At 71.6% G+C, this 15,119-nt stretch carries 14 protein-coding genes and 1 riboswitch; of the genes, 7 read left to right on the plus strand and 7 right to left on the minus strand.

Translation table 11 applies throughout. The features are described from left to right. The first annotated feature begins 52 nt into the window (after positions 1-52). Complete coding sequence (locus tag OO69_RS14245; RefSeq protein ID WP_234444434.1) at positions 53-1,252, plus strand: alpha/beta hydrolase; 1,200 nt, start codon at positions 53-55, stop codon at positions 1,250-1,252. Between the two features lie 27 nt (positions 1,253-1,279). Here the strand turns inward: OO69_RS14245 and OO69_RS14250 are convergent, their stop codons facing one another. Continuing rightward, complete coding sequence (locus tag OO69_RS14250; RefSeq protein ID WP_033280965.1) at positions 1,280-1,942, minus strand: TMEM175 family protein; 663 nt, start codon at positions 1,940-1,942, stop codon at positions 1,280-1,282. A 186-nt stretch (positions 1,943-2,128) separates the two neighbouring features. On the opposite strand from OO69_RS14250, the gene OO69_RS14255 reads away from it, so the two are divergent. The 3 genes from OO69_RS14255 to OO69_RS14265 all read left to right on the plus strand — a co-directional run bounded on the left by OO69_RS14255 (position 2,129) and on the right by OO69_RS14265 (position 4,620). Then, positions 2,129-2,596, plus strand: a complete 468-nt coding sequence (locus tag OO69_RS14255; RefSeq protein WP_033280966.1) for a cupin domain-containing protein — start codon at positions 2,129-2,131, stop codon at positions 2,594-2,596. Between the two features lie 52 nt (positions 2,597-2,648). After that, positions 2,649-3,575 carry an alpha/beta hydrolase gene (locus OO69_RS14260; RefSeq protein ID WP_033280967.1) on the plus strand — a complete coding sequence of 309 codons (927 nt, stop codon included), beginning with the start codon at positions 2,649-2,651 and terminating at the stop codon, positions 3,573-3,575. A gap of 142 nt (positions 3,576-3,717) precedes the next feature. Then, positions 3,718-4,620 carry a helix-turn-helix transcriptional regulator gene (locus OO69_RS14265; RefSeq protein ID WP_033281127.1) on the plus strand — a complete coding sequence of 301 codons (903 nt, stop codon included), beginning with the start codon at positions 3,718-3,720 and terminating at the stop codon, positions 4,618-4,620. A 19-nt stretch (positions 4,621-4,639) separates the two neighbouring features. On the opposite strand, the gene OO69_RS14270 is transcribed toward OO69_RS14265, so the two are convergent. Beyond that, complete coding sequence (locus OO69_RS14270; protein ID WP_033280968.1) at positions 4,640-5,185, minus strand: hypothetical protein; 546 nt, start codon at positions 5,183-5,185, stop codon at positions 4,640-4,642. A 382-nt stretch (positions 5,186-5,567) separates the two neighbouring features. After that, a riboswitch (cobalamin riboswitch) is annotated at positions 5,568-5,647 on the plus strand. Positions 5,648-5,873: 226 nt separating this feature from the next. Between OO69_RS14270 and OO69_RS14275 the strand changes: the two genes are divergently transcribed. The 3 genes from OO69_RS14275 to OO69_RS14285 are packed head-to-tail and all read left to right on the plus strand — an operon-like array spanning position 5,874 to position 8,656. Further along, complete coding sequence (locus tag OO69_RS14275) at positions 5,874-6,866, plus strand: iron chelate uptake ABC transporter family permease subunit (RefSeq protein WP_033281128.1); 993 nt, start codon at positions 5,874-5,876, stop codon at positions 6,864-6,866. Then, positions 6,866-7,633, plus strand: coding sequence for an ABC transporter ATP-binding protein (locus OO69_RS14280; protein ID WP_033280969.1), 768 nt, complete (start codon positions 6,866-6,868; stop codon positions 7,631-7,633). The genes OO69_RS14275 and OO69_RS14280 overlap by 1 nt, the downstream gene beginning before the upstream one ends. 15 nt (positions 7,634-7,648) lie before the next feature. After that, complete coding sequence (locus OO69_RS14285; RefSeq protein WP_033280970.1) at positions 7,649-8,656, plus strand: ABC transporter substrate-binding protein; 1,008 nt, start codon at positions 7,649-7,651, stop codon at positions 8,654-8,656. An 8-nt stretch (positions 8,657-8,664) separates the two neighbouring features. On the opposite strand, the gene OO69_RS52460 is transcribed toward OO69_RS14285, so the two are convergent. The 5 genes from OO69_RS52460 to OO69_RS14305 all read right to left on the minus strand — a co-directional run bounded on the left by OO69_RS52460 (position 8,665) and on the right by OO69_RS14305 (position 14,960). Beyond that, complete coding sequence (locus OO69_RS52460; RefSeq protein ID WP_199810944.1) at positions 8,665-9,318, minus strand: hypothetical protein; 654 nt, start codon at positions 9,316-9,318, stop codon at positions 8,665-8,667. A gap of 74 nt (positions 9,319-9,392) precedes the next feature. Continuing rightward, the gene (locus tag OO69_RS52465; RefSeq protein ID WP_199810945.1) at positions 9,393-9,674 is read right to left on the minus strand and encodes a MerR family transcriptional regulator; all 282 of its coding nucleotides are present in this window, start codon (positions 9,672-9,674) and stop codon (positions 9,393-9,395) included. 78 nt (positions 9,675-9,752) lie between these two features. Beyond that, complete coding sequence (locus OO69_RS14295; protein WP_033280971.1) at positions 9,753-11,930, minus strand: bifunctional serine/threonine-protein kinase/ABC transporter substrate-binding protein; 2,178 nt, start codon at positions 11,928-11,930, stop codon at positions 9,753-9,755. Positions 11,931-11,952: 22 nt separating this feature from the next. Further along, complete coding sequence (locus OO69_RS14300) at positions 11,953-14,103, minus strand: bifunctional serine/threonine-protein kinase/ABC transporter substrate-binding protein (RefSeq protein ID WP_033280972.1); 2,151 nt, start codon at positions 14,101-14,103, stop codon at positions 11,953-11,955. After that, positions 14,103-14,960, minus strand: a complete 858-nt coding sequence (locus OO69_RS14305; RefSeq protein WP_158713389.1) for a hypothetical protein — start codon at positions 14,958-14,960, stop codon at positions 14,103-14,105. Before OO69_RS14305 ends, OO69_RS14300 begins: the two co-directional genes overlap by 1 nt. Between the last annotated feature and the right edge of the window lie 159 nt (positions 14,961-15,119).

Genomic DNA, 15,119 nt, shown 5'->3' on the forward strand with positions numbered 1-15,119 from the left:
TCACCGGAATCCGGCGACGCGGCGTCACCCGGCCGTCCCCCACCATGGGGCCATGGGTGATGACCCCCTCCTGTACCAGATCCGGGTCTGCGGCCATCTCGGTCCCACCCTGCTGATGGCGTTCCCGGCGTTCGCGCCCGAGCAGCAGGGCACCGAGACCGTGCTCACCGGGGTGCTGCCGGACGCCTCGGCGCTCTACGGCGTTCTCGCCGAGGTCGAGGCACTCGGCCTCGACCTCCTCGAAGTACGCAGAGTCCGGCCCCCGCACCACCTCTCGGTCCGGCCGATCGTGCGACCGGACCAGCCTCCACCGAAGGGAGAACGTTCCGTGAGCACCGAGCAGCAGGACACTCTCGACGCGATCCTGCGTCAGTCGGCCCTTCCCGTCGGCAGTGATGTCGCCGAACAGCGGCGCCTGCTCCGTGAGTTGACGTCGGGGCAGGCGCCGCCCCCCGACGTGACGATGACGTCGACCACGCTGGGCGGTGTGCCCGTCGCCGCGATCACCGTCGACGGGGTCGAACCCCGGCACGTCGTCCTGTACTTCCATGGCGGGGTCTACGTCCTGGGCGACGCGGCCGGCGCCGCGGGTCTGGCCTCGCAGGTCGGGCGCCGGACCAGTGCCAAGGTCTACTCCGTCGACTACCGGCTGGCCCCCGAGCACCCGTATCCGGCGGCGGTGGACGACGCGCTCGCGACCTACGAAGCCCTCCTGCACGACGGCATCGCCGCCTCGGACATCGTCCTCGCGGGAGAGTCGGCGGGCGGCGGACTCGTCGTCGCCACGCTGGTCAACGCCCGTGACCGCGGACTGCCCCTGCCCGCCGCGGCCTACGTCATGTCGCCGTACGCCGACCTCACCCTGGCCGGGGCGAGCATCGACACCAAGCACGAGGCCGATCCGCTGCTGAGCCGTGAGCTTCTCGAACCCCGGGTCACCGACTACACGGCGGGACAGGATCCCGCGCTCGGTCTGATCAGCCCGGTCTTCGCGGACCTGGCCGGGCTGCCGCCCCTGCTCATCCAGGTCGGCAGCCACGAGGTCCTGCTCGACGACGCCGTACGCCTCGCGCAGCGGGCCGCCGCCGCGGACGTCGAGGTCACGCTGGAGGCCACGCCTCGGGTCCCGCACGTCTTCCAGGCCTATCAGCCGCTCCTCGACGAGGCGGCCGTAGCGCTCGACAGGGCCGGAGCGTTCCTGTCCGCGCGGCTGGACCTGGCGGACAGGGCTACTGGGAAGCCGGTGTCGTAGGAACCGGGCGACGGCCTCCCACCCGGCTCAATCCTCCGTGGCCTGCTGCCCGTTACGGCCCCTGCGCCCGTCGAGGACCGAGTCGACGAGCGGGACCACGATCCAGCAGAGGTACGCCCAGTGGGTGAGGAACGAAACCGGGATCGAGACCAGGAAGCCCAGTGCCACCATGCCGAGGCGGCGGATGGCCCGGGTGAAGAGTTCGGGCGGGGTGCCGGGGCGCTGGAGGCCGTCGCGGGGGACCTCGCGGACCATCAGTATGAAGAGGAGGCAGGCGAGGAACTGCACGATGGCGTAGAAGACGAACCGCGCCTGGAACGCTCCCTCGCCGCCGATCACGTCGGTCGCGAACGGGGTGACCACCAGCATCAGCAGCCAGTACATGGTGAGGGCCGTCAACCGGCTGTTGGTCGCGGTGACATAGCGGAACACCCGGTGGTGGGAGCGCCAGTGCGCGGCGATCACCACGAAACTGATCATGAACGCCAGGTAGCTCTCGCGGTGCGACGTGGCCGAGTGCCACAGCTCGGAGTTGGTCGTTCCCTCCGGTACCGGCAGCTCCAGCGCCAGCAGCGTGAGCGCGATGGCGACCACCGCGTCACCGAAGAACGTGAGCCGGTCGCCGGAGACCGCGCGGGCCTCCATGTCCTCGCCCGCGGACGGCAGTTCTTGATCAGTCGAGACATCCATGGCAGCAGAGAATGCCACAAGCCGGAGGACGCCCCGGACGCGCCCGGCACCGAGGGCCGGGCCGGGGGAGTGGTACTGCTGGTCCTACCCGTACGGCTGGCGGTCGGCGCGCGTAGAAGAGGATCATCGGACGGACAGGGCACGGCCCCGACCGGAGACAGCTGATCGCGCAGAACGGACAGCCGCATGACCATGGCCTACCTCGCACAGCCCGAGCAGCAGCAGAAACTCGAATGGCTCGACGGCGGTGAGCTCGCCATCCTCCTCGACGCCGCGGCCACCGGCGGACAGCTGACCGTGGGACGGTTCTCCGTCGCCAAGGGGGAGGCACCGCCGTACCACAAGCACACCCGTGAGGACGAGGTCTTCATGCTCATCAAGGGGAGTGCGCTGCTGTGGTGCGACGACGAGGAGATGGAGCTGTCGGAGGGCGGCATCGTCTTCCTGCCGCGCAATGTCCCGCACGGCTACCGGATCACCTCCGACACCGCCGACCTGCTGATGATCTGCACACCCGGCGGTATCGAGGGCATGTTCCGGCACGCGGGACGTGACCTCACCACCCCGCGCCCCGAGGGCTTCGAGATCTCGCGGGACATCATGGCCGAGGCCGCCGACATGTACGGCCAGATCATCGTCGGCCCGCCGCGCTGACCCACACCTCCACCGCATTACCGCACCGACCGGAACCACGAAAGGCACAGCCATGTCCCGGCAACAGCGCCAGGCCCTCGACGAGATGCTGCGGCACGGCCCGCTCGACCTCGGAGGGGACGTGGCCCAACAGCGCGCCCTCTTCCACGACATGATGACGTCCATCCCGTTGCCGCCCGACGTCTCGACCACCGAGGGCGAACTGGGCGGCGTACCGGTCGTCACCGTCGAGACGCCGGAGAACGACCCGGCGAGCGTCCTGCTGTATCTGCACGGCGGCGCGTACGTCATCGGCTCGGCGGCCGACGCCGCGGGTCTGGCCGCCGAGGTCTCCCGGCGCACCGGCGCCCGCGCCGTCTGCGTCGACTACCGGCTGGCCCCCGAGCACCCGTTCCCCGCGGCGGTCGACGACGCCCTGGCCGTGTACCGGGCCCTGCTCGACGACGGAATCCCTAGTACCGCCATCGCTTTTGTCGGGGAGTCCGCGGGCGGCGGTCTCGTCGCCGCGACGCTCGTCGCCGTGAAGGACGCGGGCCTGCCCCAGCCCTCCTCGGCCACGGTCTTCTCCCCGTGGGCCGACCTCAGCGTGTCCGGCGACAGCGCGCTGAGCAAGGCGGCGGTCGACGCCTCACTGACCCCGGAAGGCCTGCGCACCCGCGCCCGCGACTACCTCGGCACCACGGACCCGACCACCCCGCACGTCAGCCCCGTCTTCGCCGATCTGACCGGCGTGGCGCCCCTGTTCATCCAGGTCGGCTCGTACGAGATCCTCATGGACGACGCCGTACGGCTGGCCGCGCGCGCCGCCGAGCACGACGTCCACGTCGAACTGCAGGTATGGCCCGAAGTCCCGCACGTCTTCCAGGCGTTCGCGGCGATGCTCGACGAGGGCGCCGCCGCCCTCGACGCCGCCGGAGCCTTCATCCGGGCCCGGTGGGCCGACGGCGCCGACGCGGACAAGCCGGGCGAGGAGGCGTAGGCCCGGGCGGCGTCGTAGTCCCGCGAAGGCCGACAGGACGGACCGGTGGAGAGTACGGAACCGACCGGCGGAGAGTAAAGACTCCGCCGGTCGGATAACGAACGTCCGTTCGTAGTCCGCCAGTTGAACGACAATGTTCTCCATGGCTACGACGAACCACTTCGGCATCGCTCTGCGGGGGTGGCGCGAGCGCGTGTCACCGCGGGACAGCGGGCTGGAGGCGGGTGGCGACCGGCGCATCCCCGGGCTGCGCCGGGAGGAGCTCGCCCGGCTGGCCGGCCTGTCGGTCGACTACGTGGTCCGGCTGGAACAGGGGCGCGCCCGGAACCCCTCGGCCCAGGTCGTCACCGCACTGGCCAGGGCGCTGCGCCTCGAACCGTCCGAGCGCGACCACCTGTTCCGCTGCGCCCACCTCGCGCCGCCCTCGGCCGGGAACGTGTCCCGGCACGTCCCCGCGCGGGTGCACCGGCTGGTGGGGCAGCTGGCCGGCAACCCCACCGCGGTGTTCGCCGCCGACTGGACCCTCATCAGCTGGAACGGGATGTGGAACGAGCTGGTCGGTGACCCACGGACGTACGGCTGGAGCGAACTCAACCTCGTGGCGGGCATGTTCCGGTCCAGCGACGGCCGACGGCGGGAACCGATCGCGGCCTGGCCGGTGCGGTCCTGGGCGGGCGACGAGGTCGAGGAGGAGGACCTCGTCGCCGACCTGCGGCTGACGGCGGCCGCCCATCCCCATGACGCGCGGCTCGCCGCCTTCATCGACCGCATGCTGGACGACAGCCCGCGCTTCGCCCGCCTCTGGTCCAACGGCACCGCCCGCACCAACGTCGGCGACCGCAAGACCGTCGAGCACCCCCGGGTGGGGGACATCAACCTCGACCTCGACGTCGTGATGGCCGCGGGCACCGACCTCAGGATCGTCACGTACACGGCGGCGGTCGGGACGACGGACGCGGAGAAACTGGACGCTCTGCGCGCCGCCTGTGTAGAGCCGGACCGGGGTCCGGCCCACGCCATGTCGGGCCGCGACGCCCCGAGTTGAGGACGAGGGCCGCGGCCCGTCAGCCCTCTTGGTCCCCGTCCGCGACGGACAGGGCATCGGTGATCAGACGGGTGGCGAAGGCCTGGTCGTCGGTGATGCGGTTGATGTGCTCCGCGAGCAGGAAGGCCGTGGCCTCCAGCGGAGTCATCTCCTCCTTGGTCCAGTCCCCGTACTGCGCACGCCACAGGTTTGGGCTCAGCCCGGTGCCCGCGGCGATGACCAGCCCGGCCATCATCGGGATCGCCTCCGGGCGCACACTCCTGGGCATCATCCGCATCGTGGCCACGAGGCTGGGCACCACGTACTCGAGGACGTCCTTCTCGTGCTCCTCGTGAGCCTTCCGCAGCCACGTCATGAACATGTAGATCAGCGTGCAGGTGCCGTCCAGCATGTCGTTGAGCCCCTTGGGCCCCAGCGTCGCGACGAACTGGTCCATCAACGCCTGCTGTTCGGGATCGGTCCCACTCTTCCCGTCGTGAACGGTCTTCAGCCGGGAGTCGATCATCATGATCGCCGCACCGACATCGCCGACGGGAGCGTACGCGGGATCGCAGGGCGACGACACAGGAATCCTCCTCGGGTGGCTGCGGTGGGTAACTCCGCGTGTTCGTACAGTAGATGGTGGGTGCGGTCGAGGGCGGGGGTTCGTCGGGTTTCACGGCTATGGGGTGGTGGCGGGGTCCGGATTCCTCCGGTGAGTGGGGGAGGGCTCGTGCAGAGCGCTCTCGAACGCGGGTCGATGGGAGGCGGTGTGGGCGTACTCCCGCTCGGACCAGGCGACGCGGGCGCCGGTCAACATCGGCCAGGGCGGTGACCGTCTTGCAGAGCGCGCCCCACGTGATCGCGGCGGCGTGGTTGTCGCCGCGTGTGCGGACTTCGGTGAGCTGCGGGTTCGGGCGCTGTCGGGCCGGTCCGCGGCGTTTGTTACGCTCCCCAGGCCTCCCGCGGGGGAAGTCCGGTGAGAATCCGGCGCTGACCCGCAACGGTGTGCGTGGCGACCCCGGTCGTCGCGTGAGTCCGATCGCCCGTGGGTGGCGCGACCCGTTGACTGCTCGCCGTGGACTGCGAGAGGGGACCGAGCGGCCGGCACGGTCGTGCGGGCTGTCTCCTCGATCGAGGCTCACCAGGCGGCCCCAGGTGAAGGACCGCCGATCGTGCTCCGACGTCCGAGAACCGGCTCCGGCCGTGGCCAGAGTCCAGGGCGTGATCCCCGCCGGATACCCCAACCGCTTCTGCTGCTCGGGCTGTTGCTCCTGCTCGGAGTCTCCCTCGTGTGCGGCGTCGGCCTCGGCGCGGCCGGGATCGGCACGGCGGACATGTTCCGGTTCCTGTGGGACGGGATCACCGGCGGGACCGTGCACGCCGGCGACGCCGCCGCGTACACCATCGTCTGGGAGATCCGGCTGCCGCGGGTCGTCCTCGCGGCCGTCGTCGGGGCCGGGCTGTCGGCCGTCGGCGTGGCCGTTCAGGCCATGGTCCGCAACGCGCTCGCCGATCCGTTCGTGCTCGGCATCTCCTCGGGCGCCGCGGTCGGCGCCAACGCGGTCATCCTGCTGGGCGCGTTCGCGGGACTGGGCGTGTGGGCGCTGTCGGCGTCGGCCTTCGCCTCGGCGCTCGCGGCCATGGTTCTCGTCTACGCCGTGGCCCGCTCGCCGCACGGTCTGACGCCGCTGCGGCTGATCCTGACGGGGACCGCGCTGGCGTACGGCTTCGAAGCCGTCACTACCGTGATGGTGTTCGGCGCGGCCCGGGGCGAGGCGGCCCGCTCGGCGATGATGTGGCTGCTGGGGAGCCTGGGCGGGGCGACCTGGGCGCAGGTACCGGTGGCCGCCGTGACCGTGGCGGCCGGCTGGGCATGGCTGCGATGGCGCGCGGAGTCGCTCAACGCGCTCGCGATGGGGGACGAGACGTCCGCCGCGCTCGGCGTCCAACCCGCCCGGCTGCGCCGGGAGTTGTTCCTCGTGACCGCCGCCGTCACCGGGACCGTGGTCGCGGTCAGCGGAGCCATCGGCTTCGTCGGGCTGATGGTGCCGCACCTCGTACGGATGCTCGTCGGCGCCGACCACCGCAAGGTCCTCGCGGTCGCCCCGCTCGCCGGAGCGGTGCTCCTGGTGTGGGCGGACGTCCTGTCCCGGCTGCTGCTGGCGCCTGCGGAACTGCCGGTCGGCGTGATCACCGCGGTCGTCGGAGTGCCCGCGTTCCTGCTGCTGATGCGGCGCGGCGGCTATGCCTTCGGGGGGAGTTGATGAGGCTCGACATCGAGGGGCTGTCGGTCGACGCGGGCGCCGTGCGGCTCGTGGAAGACATCCGGCTCGCCGTGGACAGCGGGGCCTTCGTCGGGCTCGTCGGCCCCAACGGCAGTGGGAAATCAAGCCTGTTGAGGTGCGTGTACCGGGCGCTGCGACCGGCCGACGGCGTGGTCCGGCTCGACGGCGACGACGTACACGCCATGGAACCACGCGCAGTCGCACGGAGGTTGGCCGCGCTGCCGCAGGAGTCGTCGGCCGAGTTCGACTTCACCGTCGCCGAAGTGGTCGCTATGGGGCGCCTGCCCCACCGGGACCGGACCGCCGCCTCGGACCGGGAGATCTGCGTCGAGGCCATGCGGCGCACCAGTGTCACCCACCTCGCCGGCCGCGGGTTCCTCGCCCTGTCCGGCGGTGAGAAACAACGCGTCCTGATCGCCCGCGCCCTCGCCCAACGACCCCGCGTCCTCGTCCTCGACGAACCGACCAACCACCTCGACATCGCCCACCAGTTGGACGTGTTGTCACTGGTCCGCGGCAGCGGCCTGACCGTGCTGGCGGCCCTGCACGACCTCAACCTCGCCGCCGCGCACTGCGACCTGCTGTACGTGATCGCGGGCGGCCGGATCGTCGCCGCCGGCCCGCCGCACGAGGTTCTCCAACCCGCCCTGCTCGCCGAGGTGTTCGGGGTCCGCGCGCACCCCGTACGGCACCCGGAGACCGGCGCCGTCCAGCTCCTGTTCGACCTGCTCCCACCCACCTTCTGAAGGACAACCACCCCCATGCGCAAGCTGTTTGCCGCCGCCCTCTGCCTCGCCGCGACCGCCACCGCCGGTTGCGGTGCCACGGTCGAGCCCACACCGCAGAACGCCATATCCTCCGGCGTCACCCTCACCAACTGCGGCCAGAAGGTGACGTACAAGACCGTCCCCAAGCGGGTCGTCACCAACGACGTCGGCATCACCGAGCTGATGTTCGCCCTCGGCCTGGAGAACCGCATGGCCGGGTTCGCCATGCCCGACGACAAGGGCGACCTGACCGACGTCCCCTGGAAGGACGGCTACCAGAAGGTGAAGTGGCTGTCCAAGGACCAACTCACCAAGGAGAACGTCCTCGACGCCCGCGCCGACCTCGTCTTCGCTGGCTGGAACTACGGCTTCCGTGACGACAGTGGCTTTACCCCCGACGCCCTCAAGAAGCTCGGCATCCCTTCGTACGTCCTCACCGAGTCCTGCCGCAACGGCCGCACCGACACCTCACGCGGCATCATGCCGCCCCTGAGCGCCCTCTACACGGACCTCACCAACCTCGGAAAGCTCTTCGGTGTCGAGAAGCGCGCGGCCACCCTGATCGCCGACTTCAAGAAGCAGATCACCGCCGTGCACACCCAGGCCCCGGCGAAGAGCCCCAAGGTCTTCCTCTACGACAGCGGCCAGGACTCCCCGTTCACCTCCGGCCGCTACGCCGCCCCCGATCAGATCATCAGCGAGGCCGGCGGCACCAACGTCATGCACGACGTCGACGACTCCTGGACCACGGTCGGTTGGGAGACCGTCGTCCAGCGCGACCCCGACGTCATCGTCATCTGCGACTACGGCGACGTGAGCGCCGAACAGAAGAAGAAGTTCCTCCTCTCCTACGCCCCACTGCGCAACGTCTCCGCCGTCAAGCACCACCGCATCTTCGTCCTCGACTACGTCGACCTCGTCGAAAGCCCCCGCAACCCGTCGGCCATCGCCCGCCTCGGCGCGTATCTGCGGACGGTGGCGGCGGCGAAGGACACCAACTAGGGCGCGGATCAAGGCGACTGGCGCAGGGCGGCGCCCATCCACTCCCGGACGGCCACCGCCCGGTCCCGGTCCGAGGCCGGGTCCGGCTTGGGCGTGCCGTTGATCGTCGCCACGAGGGAGTGGTACCTGGTCAGCAGCTTGAGGCCGGTTGTCCTGGCCGGTCGCCGCGGAGTCGCGCCGTTCCGGTCGAACTCGGTGACGGTGCGCGGCGCCTTGTCGACGTCGATGTCGTGGCCCCCTCTCATCGCGGCGGCCAACTCGGACGCATCGGCGGCCACGCGCTCGGCGAGGTCGCGGGCCTCCGGCGAATCCGCCGCCACACCGGCCTGTTGGGCGGCCCGCGCCTCCAAGAGGAGCTTCCGGTGCTTCTCGACACGGACCGTCATTTCCGGTGAGGCCATCAACTTGCCCTGCTCGGTGCCGAATGTGCGGTGGAAGAAGCCCCGCAGCGCCATGCGCGGCTCCTCGTCCCGCACGAACTCCGCGAGTTCGATCCAGGACTCAACCTGCTCGGTGGACGGGTCCTCCGGCAGGTGCGGGCGCAGGCTGTGCAGCCGTTCCGCATAACTGGGATGCACGTCGAGACCGTCGGTCACGAAGTCCCAGAACTGGTCGATGAGTTGGGTGCGGTCGTCGTCGGACATCGACACGAGTTTGTGCATCAGGCTCACCTGCTCCGCCGTGGTGTGCTGCCGCGTGATGGCCCGGAGCACGGCTCGGCGTGCCCGGAACTGCCTCAACTGGTCCTCGACCAGCCGCAGATGCGTGAGGCGAGGTCGTGCAGGCTGGTCTCCGCGGTCAGCACGCGGCGGATGTCGTCCAGGCCGGCGCCCAAGTCACGCAGGGTGCGCACGAGTTCGAGCCGGGCGACGGCGTGCACGTCGTACCGCCGGAAGCCGCCCTCGGTGAGACCGGTGGGCGTGACGACGCCCTCGTCGGCGTAGAACCTGATTGCGCTCACGCTCAGGCCTGTGCGGCGGGCGACGTCCCCGATGGAGTAGAGCTCCCGTTCGTTCACACCCATCACTATGGAATCTCAAGTGGCCTGAGAGTCAAGGGGATTGGGGGATGGCGGGCCAGGCGAGCCCCTCTCGCCCTACGGCTGAACCGAGCGCACCTGGTCGTAGCGACCCAGGAAACGGAACGCGCCGTCCCTGACCTGATACAGGAACCCGGTGTTCTCCGGATCCAGCGCGTGAGTCGTGCCCTGGACGAAGCGGATCGGCTTGGCCACCCCGTCGTAGGTGGTGTGGAAGAGACGCTCGGCAACCTGGGCGGGCTCGATCGCGGTGGTGGTCCCGAGCGCGTCCAGGGCTCGGGCGATGAGACCGACGGCGTCGTACGCCTCGGCGGACCACCGGCCGGGTGGTTCGCCGTACCGTGCCCGGTAGGCCACGGTGAACGCCTTCGCGGCCGGGGTGGTGGCCGACTGCGCTTCGGTGTACGGCGCTTCGATGACCCACCCCTCGGCCGCCCGCCCCGCCGCCGTGAGGAAGTCGGCGCGCATGACCGGCTCGAAGCCGGTCACCGCCCCCGTGAACCGGGCCGTGGCCAGGGCCCGGGCGCAGGCCGCCGCGCGGCGCGGTGACGTGCCGCCGTAGACAACCGCCTGCGGACGTGTGGCCAGCGCGCGGGAGACGACCGGGCCGAAGTCGCTTGCAGTGGCGGCCACTTGGTGGACGGTGGTGGTGCCGCCGCTCGGCGGTGTCTCGACCAGGTTCCTGCTGACGTCGACGGCCGTCTCGCCCGCCGCGTCGTCCTGGATGACCGCCGTGCGGTGGCTGGGGCGGGTCCTGGTCAGGTAGTAGAGGACCGGCAGGGTGCGTGAACTGTCGGACGCCCTCGTCACGCACAGGGTGCGCAGGGTCGTGGTCGACAGCCCGGCCGCGTCGTCGGCGGCCGACACCAGGACCACCGGCACGGACGCGGCCGCGTAGAGCGGAGCGGCGGCGTGGGCACCGGCTGTCGTGCTGGGGCCGATGACCGCGATGACGGATGGTCGGGCGAGTACGCGGTGGGCCGTCGTCCGTGCTTGGGCCGCGTCGCCGCCGTCGTCGTACGGGGCAAGCGCAAGGCGGTAGTTGACGTTCTTGCGGGCGTTATGGGCGGCGACCGCGAGTTGTGCTCCCTGCAGCTGAGCTTTTCCCAGTGCCTTCTGAGTGCCCGTCAGGTCGGCATGGAGAGCGAGGGTGTGGGTGGGGAGGTCGTGGTGTGATCCGCTCCCGGCCGGGTGCCTCCGCGCCAGCAGCACGACCGCGCCGGTGCCGGACGCGGCGAGTACGGCGGCTGCCGAGCCGCCGATCGTGAGGATGCGACGGCGCGAAAACCCCTGTGCTGCGGGGGAGTTCGGTGCTTCGGGCGGTCCTGCGATGCGTGACGGTGGGTCGAGGGCGCGGGCCGAGCGTTCGGCGACCAGGCGTAGGACGGCGGGTGGCAGCCAATCGGGCGGTGTGGACGGGCCGTTGTCCGTCAGCGCGGAGTGGGCCTCTGCGGCTGTCGGCCGTCGCGCGGGGTCCTTGGCGAGGCAGGCGTCGATCACCGCCCTTAGAGGCGCCGGGAGTTGGGCCAGGCCGGTGGGGTCGTGGGGTTCGTGCACCGTGCGGTACAGGACCGCGGGCGCCTCGCCGGTGCCGAACGGGCGGCGTCCGGTCGCCGCGTACGCCAGCACGCAGCCCAGCGAGAACAGGTCGCTGGCCGGACCGACCTCGCCGCCGCGGCTCCGGGTCTGCTCGGGGGAGAGGTAGCCAGGGGTGCCGACGACCGCGTCGGGAGCGGTGAGCGCCGTCGCACCGGCGCCCTTGGCGATGCCGAAGTCGATGAGCCGGGGGCCGTCGGGGACGAGGAGAATGTTGCCGGGTTTCACGTCCCGGTGCACCAGGCCCACCGCGTGCAACTCGCCCACTGCCTCGGCCAGTTGCGCCCCGAGCGTGACGACCGTGTCCGCCGGAAGCGGCCCGAGTCCGTCGACCGCCTCGGCCAGCGACGGGCCGGGGATGAACGCCGTGGCCAGCCACGGTTCACGCGCCTCGGTGTCCGCTGCCGTCACCGCGACCACCCAGCGGCCGGTGAGCCCGGTGGCCAGCCGCACCTCGCGCCGGAAGCGGGCGCGGAACGCGAGGTCGGCCGCGTACTCGGCGCGGATCACCTTCAGGGCGACCAGCGAACCGTCGGCGGTACGGGCGAGGTAGACCACCCCCATGCCGCCCGCGCCGAGCCGGGCGAGCAACCGGTGCCCGCCCAGCTCCTTCGGATCCTCGGCCCGCAATGCCCGCATCCCGCTGCTCCCGTGCCGTGTGTCAGGAGGCGGACAGTCCCACCGGGCCGGCGTAGACGAAGCGTCCGTCCTTGACCTGGTAGTGCTGCACCTGCCGGGTGATGAGCTGATGGTCGGCGTCGAACGCGTACGTGGTGACCAGCCCCTTGAACCGGGCCTTGGCGAGCGCGTCGGCGACCTGGGTGCGGCTGGGACGCTTCTTGGCCCTCCCGGCGAGGGCGGAGAGCCGGTCGGCCAGGAGGCGTGTGACGTCGTACGCCTCCGCCGCCCAGTCGCCCGGCGCACCGCCGAACCGCTTGCGGTACGCGGTGGCGAACGGTCGTACGGCCGCCGCGCCCGGGTCGATGTACGGAGCCAGGACCTGCCAGCCCTCGCTCGCCCGGCCCGCCGCCGAGATGAACGCGGGTGTGGCCGACGGAGTGTCCAGGAAGCGCGGGCCGGTGAAGTCCCGTGCGGCCAGGGCGCGGGCGAGCGGGGCGGCGCGTTCGGCGGTGCCGGTGTAGTAGAAGCTGTCGACGCCGTGGGCGAGCATGTCGGCGACGACGGTCGACACGTCGGGCGCGAGCGCGGGGACGACCCGGGCGTACAGGGCCACACCGCCCGCGCCGGTCGCGCTGTGGACGACGTTGACGGACTCCATGCCGGTGATCCCGCCCGCGCGATCGACCAGGAGCCCCGGACGGCGAGACCCCTGCGCGGTCAGCGCGGTGACGGTGGCGAACGCGGAGTACGCGGCCAGCGGAGCGGCCCGGAAGTATCTTCGCGGCTTCGCGAGCAGGGCCGACTGGACGGCGGAGACCGAGAGTTCGGACACCGTCACCAGGGGCAGCCCGGCACTCTCGTACACCTCCACGGCACTCTGCGCCGAGGCGTAACCGGTGGGGCCGAGCACGGCGAACACGTCGCGATCGCCGGTCAGTTGGCGGGCCACGGCCTGGGCCCGGGCCGGTTCGCCCCGGTCGTCCAGCACCCGCAGGGTGAGCGGGAACGGCTTGTCCTCGCGCGCGTTGAACTGCTCCACGGCCAGTCGCGCAGCTCGCTCCTGCGCTGTCCCCGCCGCCTTCAGCGGGCCGCTCAGATCGGCCTGGACACCGATGGTCCAGGCGCGTTGGGCGGCCGAACTCGCCGGTGTCTTCCCGTCGTTGTCCCGCAGGGCCGCCCACAGCGCCGCGCCGCCACCGGCCGCGAGCAGTGCCGTGCCGCCTGCCGCGAAAGCCAAAACCCGGCGGCGGCCCGGCCGTTTGGGTTCCGGCTCGCCGGAGATCTCGGTCGGCTCGATACCGGGCAGCGCCAGCATCTCCGCCGACCGGTCGGCGACCATCCGGACCACCGGGTCCGGCAGCCAGCCGATCGAACCGGCCGGCGCGTCCTCCACCAACTCTGTGTCCAATTCGGTGAGTTGGGGACGTCGCTCGGGCTCCTTGGCGAGGCAGCGCTCCAGCAGGTTCCGCAGTTCGACGTCCTCGACGCCGTCCAGATCCGGCGCGTCGTGCACGGTCCGGTACAGCAGCGCGTCCGCCGCGCCGTTCCCGAACGGCAGCCGCCCGGTGGCCGTGTACGCCAGCACGCAGCCCAGCGAGAACACATCGCTCGCCGGGCCCACCGGCAACGCCCGTGCCTGCTCCGGGGAGAGGAAACCGGGCGTGCCCACGACCATGCTGTCCGAGGTCAGCTCCGTCTCCCCGGCCGCCGTGGGCCGGGCGATGCCGAAGTCGATCAGCCGAGGCCCGTCCAGCGCGAGCAGCACGTTGCCCGGCTTGACGTCCCGGTGCACCAACTCCGCCTGATGCACGGCCTCCAGCGCCCGCGCCAGCACCTTGCCCAGCACCCGCACCACCCGCGTCGGCAGCGGCCCGCACTCCGCCACCGCCTCGGCCAGCGACGGCCCCGGCACGAACGCGGTCGCCAGCCACGGGGCCGGGCCCTCCGTGTCGGCGCCCAGCACCGGCACCACCCACGGGCTGTCCACCCCGCGCGCGGAGTCCGCCTCACGCCGGAACCGCGCCCGGAATTCCGCCTGTTGGGCGAACTCGGGCTGGATCACCTTCACCGCGGCGAGGTCACCGGCTTCACCGCGCGCGAGGTAGACCACCCCCATGCCGCCCGCACCCAGACGCCCCAACAGCCGGTATCCGCCGAGCCGCGACGGATCGGAGGGAAGCAGCCGCTCCATCACGACCCGCCCTTCGTGCCGGACGCGGACGCACTCGGCTCACCGGACGCCGACCCGCCGGAGCGGCCGATCTCCTGCTGCACCCGCAGCAGCATCCTCGGAAGCACCTCCGCCACAAGGGAGTTGAGCTCCTGCTCGCTGCGGCCGCGCCCGCCGCACACGGACGTACCGCTCACCACCGAACCCAGCACGGCCTGTTGCCACCAGTAGGGGTACGGGCCGCCGTGCGTGTCGCTGACGCACTGTCCCGTCTCCAGCAGCAGATCGTCGCCGCTGGTGTTGCCGCCCTCGCCCCGCGCGAACGACAACGACTGCAGTCCCGTGAGGCGTTCACCCGGCCGCTGGGTCTGCTCCGTGCAGTCGAGGTCCTCCTCCAGCATCCTGGCCTGTTCCCACGACGCGTCCAACGCCGTGCGGTGCACGGTGACCGTGGCCGACAGTCGCACGGCCCCCTTCGCGCCGGACGCGGGTACCTCGAAGTGCCGGGTCAGCGTGGCCAGCGCGTCGTCGGGCAACGGGCGCAGCCGCCACAGGCAGTCGTCACCCAGCACCGCCCACTGCGTGGGGTCACTCTCGTACGGCGTCGCCCGCACCACCCCGGTCCCGAACAACTCCGGTCCCGAGATGACCCGTTGGACCAGCGCCCGAGCCCGCGCCGCGGTCTTCGGCTCCCTGCTCGGATCCGTCGCGGGGGTGGCCGACGCCGTGGGCGGTAAGTCGGCCGTACTGCTCCGGGCCGTCCCGGGTGACGTCGTCGGCGGTGACGCGGAACCTCCGTCAACGCCCGTGCACCCCAGCAGCAGGCCCCCGCAGACCGCAGCCACCCCGCCGACACGCAGTGCTCTGGCATACGCCACGACGTCGCCCCCTCTACGGCCTGCCGCGCGGCCGACCCCATGCCACTACCGATGCGCTCGGGCACGGGACGGTTCCCCGTCGGCCGCGGCTGTCACCGGCTTCGCACAGGATGCGTACAGTCGCGTCGATCGTAGTGCCCAGGAGCCTCAACTCACCCT

This window comes from Streptomyces sp. NRRL F-525 (assembly GCF_000716605.1).
In the GTDB taxonomy this organism is placed as follows: Bacteria; Actinomycetota; Actinomycetes; order Streptomycetales; family Streptomycetaceae; genus Streptomyces.

Coding starts and splice junctions, on each gene's coding strand:
- OO69_RS14245 (WP_234444434.1), top strand. CDS start 53: ATGGGTGATGACCCCCTCCTGTACCAGATCCGGGTCTGCGGCCATCTC.
- OO69_RS14250 (WP_033280965.1), bottom strand. CDS start 1,942: ATGGATGTCTCGACTGATCAAGAACTGCCGTCCGCGGGCGAGGACATG.
- OO69_RS14255 (WP_033280966.1), top strand. CDS start 2,129: ATGACCATGGCCTACCTCGCACAGCCCGAGCAGCAGCAGAAACTCGAA.
- OO69_RS14260 (WP_033280967.1), top strand. CDS start 2,649: ATGTCCCGGCAACAGCGCCAGGCCCTCGACGAGATGCTGCGGCACGGC.
- OO69_RS14265 (WP_033281127.1), top strand. CDS start 3,718: ATGGCTACGACGAACCACTTCGGCATCGCTCTGCGGGGGTGGCGCGAG.
- OO69_RS14280 (WP_033280969.1), top strand. CDS start 6,866: ATGAGGCTCGACATCGAGGGGCTGTCGGTCGACGCGGGCGCCGTGCGG.
- OO69_RS14285 (WP_033280970.1), top strand. CDS start 7,649: ATGCGCAAGCTGTTTGCCGCCGCCCTCTGCCTCGCCGCGACCGCCACC.
- OO69_RS52460 (WP_199810944.1), bottom strand. CDS start 9,318: ATGCACAAACTCGTGTCGATGTCCGACGACGACCGCACCCAACTCATC.
- OO69_RS14295 (WP_033280971.1), bottom strand. CDS start 11,930: ATGCGGGCATTGCGGGCCGAGGATCCGAAGGAGCTGGGCGGGCACCGG.
- OO69_RS14300 (WP_033280972.1), bottom strand. CDS start 14,103: ATGGAGCGGCTGCTTCCCTCCGATCCGTCGCGGCTCGGCGGATACCGG.